This window comes from Mycobacterium sp. ACS4054, assembly GCF_001667275.1.
In the GTDB taxonomy this organism is placed as follows: Bacteria; Actinomycetota; Actinomycetes; order Mycobacteriales; family Mycobacteriaceae; genus Mycobacterium.
Genome location: NZ_LZHV01000068.1, coordinates 1 through 3,357, shown reverse-complemented (window position 1 = coordinate 3,357; position 3,357 = coordinate 1). Strand labels below are relative to the sequence as shown.

Genomic DNA, 3,357 nt, shown 5'->3' with positions numbered 1-3,357 from the left:
CCACCGCCGTGGCCGCCACCCGCTGCGCCGTCTTACCCGACACCACCAACGTCGACACCCCACCCGCGGGATCGGCGTCGTCGACCGGCGCCAGTTCCGGGCCCTGTTCGATGATCGCGTGCGCGTTCGTCCCGCCCAGCCCAAACGAGGACACCGCCGCGCGGCGCGGACCCGAATCCGACGGCCATTCGATGTTTTCGACGGGCACGAAGAGCCGGGTCGACGACGCGTCGATGGCCGGATTCCATTGGGAGAAGTGCAGATTCGGTGGGATCTGGCCGCGCTGCACCGCCAGCACCGCCTTGATGAAACCGGCCACCCCGGACGCGGCCTCCAGGTGGCCGATGTTGGTCTTGACCGCACCCAGCGCGCAGGAGCCCGCACCACGGCCGTAAGTGGCTGCCAGCGCCTCGAATTCGATCGGGTCGCCCAGTGCGGTTCCGGTCCCGTGGGTCTCCACATAGTTCACGCTTTCCGGCGCCAGGTCGGCCGAGCGCAACGCGTCGGCGATCACATCGCACTGGGCGGCCGTGTTGGGCGCGGTGATGCCGTTGGAGCGCCCGTCCTGGTTGACCGCCGAGCCGCGCACGACGGCCAACACCCGATCGCCGTCGCGCACCGCGTCGGTCAACCGCTTGAGCACCACCACGCCCGCGCCCTCACCGCGCACAAACCCATCGGCCGCCGCGTCGAAGGTGGCGCACCGTCCGCGCGGTGACAACAGACCCCATGCCGAGATGGCGATCTGGGTTTCGGGGCGCAGCGTCACGCTGACCCCGCCGGCCAGGGCCAGGTCGCTCTCGCGGGATCGCAGGCTTTGGCAGGCCAGGTGGATCGCCGCCAAGGACGACGAACATGCGGTGTCCACCGCCACCGCCGGGCCGCGCAGACCCAGCAGATACGAAATCCGGCCCGCGGTGATGCTGTGCGAATTCCCCGTTCCGGTGTAGGCGTCCACGCGGTCGGGGCTGGAGGCCAACATGGACTGGTATTCGTTGAAGTAGGCGCCGATCATCACGCCGGTCCGCGTGTCGGCCAGCGAATCCGTTGGGATGCCGGCATGTTCGAGGGCCTCCCAGGCGACCTCGAGCGTCATCCGCTGCTGCGGGTCCATCGACGCGGCCTCGCGCGGGGTGATGCCGAAGAATTCGGCGTCGAAGCCCGCGATGTCGGGCACGAACCCGCCCCACTTGGTGGTCATGTGACCGGGCGTCAGGGGGTCGGGACTGTAGAACGCCTCCGCGTCCCACCGGTCCGCCGGGATCCCCGAAATCGCATTCCGGCCCTCGACCAACAACTCCCAGAAGCTGTCCGGTCCCGTCACACCGCCCGGGAATCGGCACCCGATTCCCACCACGGCGATCGGTTCCGCGGTCACCGTGCGTGCGGCGCGGGCGAATTCTTCGGACAGGGCGGTGCGCTGCTGCGCCGTCATGCCCGAGACGCGGCTGAAGAGACTGCGCATCAAGCGGGCTCCTCGGCGGTGACGGATGACGACTCGATGCGATCGAACAGGCTGTCCAACGTGCTTCCCGCCGAGGCGGATAACGCCGCGATCTCGTCGTGTCCCGATTCCCCGGTGGGCGCGACCATCTTGGTGAGTTGGTCGGCCAACGCCGAGACGGTGGGATGGTTGAACAGCATGATCGTCGAGATTTCGAGACCGACCAGGTTTTCGGCCTCCCGGCGAATCGCCATGGCCATCAGGGAATTCAGGCCGAGCTCGGCGAGCGGGCGGTCGTCTTCCAGCTCCGGTTCGGGAATGCGCAACTCGCGGGCGACGATGGCGCGCAGCCCGCTTTGCAACTCCGCGCGCAGCTGTGCCGGCGTCAGATGTGACCAATCGCGCGCCGGGATCACCGATGCGCCCTCGGAGTCGGCCAACAGGTCGTCGACGATGCGCAGCGAGCCGCGCATCCGGTAGGCCTCGGCCAGCAGTGGCCAGTCCGCGTCCACCACCACCGAATGCGGACCGGCCGCCGGGTTCATCGCCAACGGCAGCGCCGCGATGGCGACCTCGTCGTCCATGGGTACCAGTCCGGTTCCCACGCTCACCTGTCCGGCGTCGCCGTCTCTGTCGGCCAGGGATTTCCACAGTCCCCAGTTGACCGTGGTGGCGGGAAGGCCCAGGGCGCGCCGGGCGTATGCCAGGGCGTCCAGGTAGCCGCTGGTGGCGGTGTAGTGGGCCAGCCACCGCGAACCGGTGAGGCCGGAGATCGAGGAGAACAACACGAAGTGGCGCACCGGGGTGGTCAGCGACAGCCGGTGCAACACCGCGGCGGCGTCGAGCTTGGGCGCGAACATCGCGGTGACGTCGTCATCGGTCATCTCGTCGAGCAGCACGGGGCGGCCGGCGTAGGCGGCCAAATAGATGCCTTCCAGGCGCGGCAGGTCGGCGCCGAACCGGCCGAACAGCTCGGCCATCGCGGCGCCATCGGCCGCGGCGGCCGCGACGGTGACGAGGTTGATCCCCGTGGTGGCAAGGCTTTCGGCCAGCTCGCGGATTCGCTCACCGGGATTGCGCGACACCGCGACGATGGTCTTGGCGCCCATCCGGGCGAGCCGGCGAATCAGGTGCGGGCCGATGTTTCCGGTGGCGCCGATGACGAGCTGGCAAGCGTCACCGTCCAACGCGACCGGTTCGATGGGCAGGGCGCGGCGCTGGAGGCGCGGGACGTGACGGTCACCCCGGCGGTAGACGACCTGGTCTTCCCCGTCGGCACCGGACGCCTCGGCCACCACGGCGGCCGCGGCGAGCTCGGCGGGCACCGAGGCGTCGAAATCGAGGATGCCGCCCCATATTTCGGGGTGTTCCAGGGCGAGGGTGCGGCCCAATCCCCAGAGCGCCCCGTGGCTGGGGTTGGCGCGGTCGCCCTCGGTGATGGGTTGGGCGTTGCGGGTGACGATGAACAACTTGGCCGGCGAGCCGGCGGCGGCCATCGCCGCGGCGATCCGGCGCGCCTCATCAAACAGCCGATAGGCCAACGGGACTGACGCATCGGAGGCGGGCGGTGCGTACACGACACGGTCGACACCGTCCAGCGCGCCGAGGAAAGCCTCGTCGGTGGGAGCCAACCCCTCGACGCGGGAACCCGTGAGGCGGCTCAGTTCGGCGGCCAGGTCGGTGTCGCCCAGCACCAGCCACCGGTCGCCGCCCGCGGTAGAGGGCCGGTCGTCGGCGAGGGGCCGCACGGGCCAGGCCACCTCGTAGGACCAGTCATCGAGCCGACGATGGTTGCCATTGCCGGCACGCGCGCCGGACTGGGCCCGAGAAGCCTTGCGCGACAACGTCGACGGGGTGGCCGCCTCGACGTCGATCCAGTGGTGGGTGTGGTGCCAGGGGGTGGTGGGGATCTG

General features: G+C 69.9%; 2 protein-coding genes. Both read right to left on the bottom strand.

From position 1 onward, the window contains the following. Nucleotides 1–1,468, bottom strand: a 1,468-nt coding sequence (locus A5730_RS21900) for a type I polyketide synthase (RefSeq protein ID WP_197506315.1), incomplete at its 3' end; no start/stop codon positions are given. Next, nucleotides 1,465–3,357 (bottom strand): beta-ketoacyl reductase (locus A5730_RS21895; protein WP_231994765.1); only part of this gene is annotated, 1,893 nt, incomplete at its 5' end. The genes A5730_RS21900 and A5730_RS21895, both read right to left, overlap by 4 nt.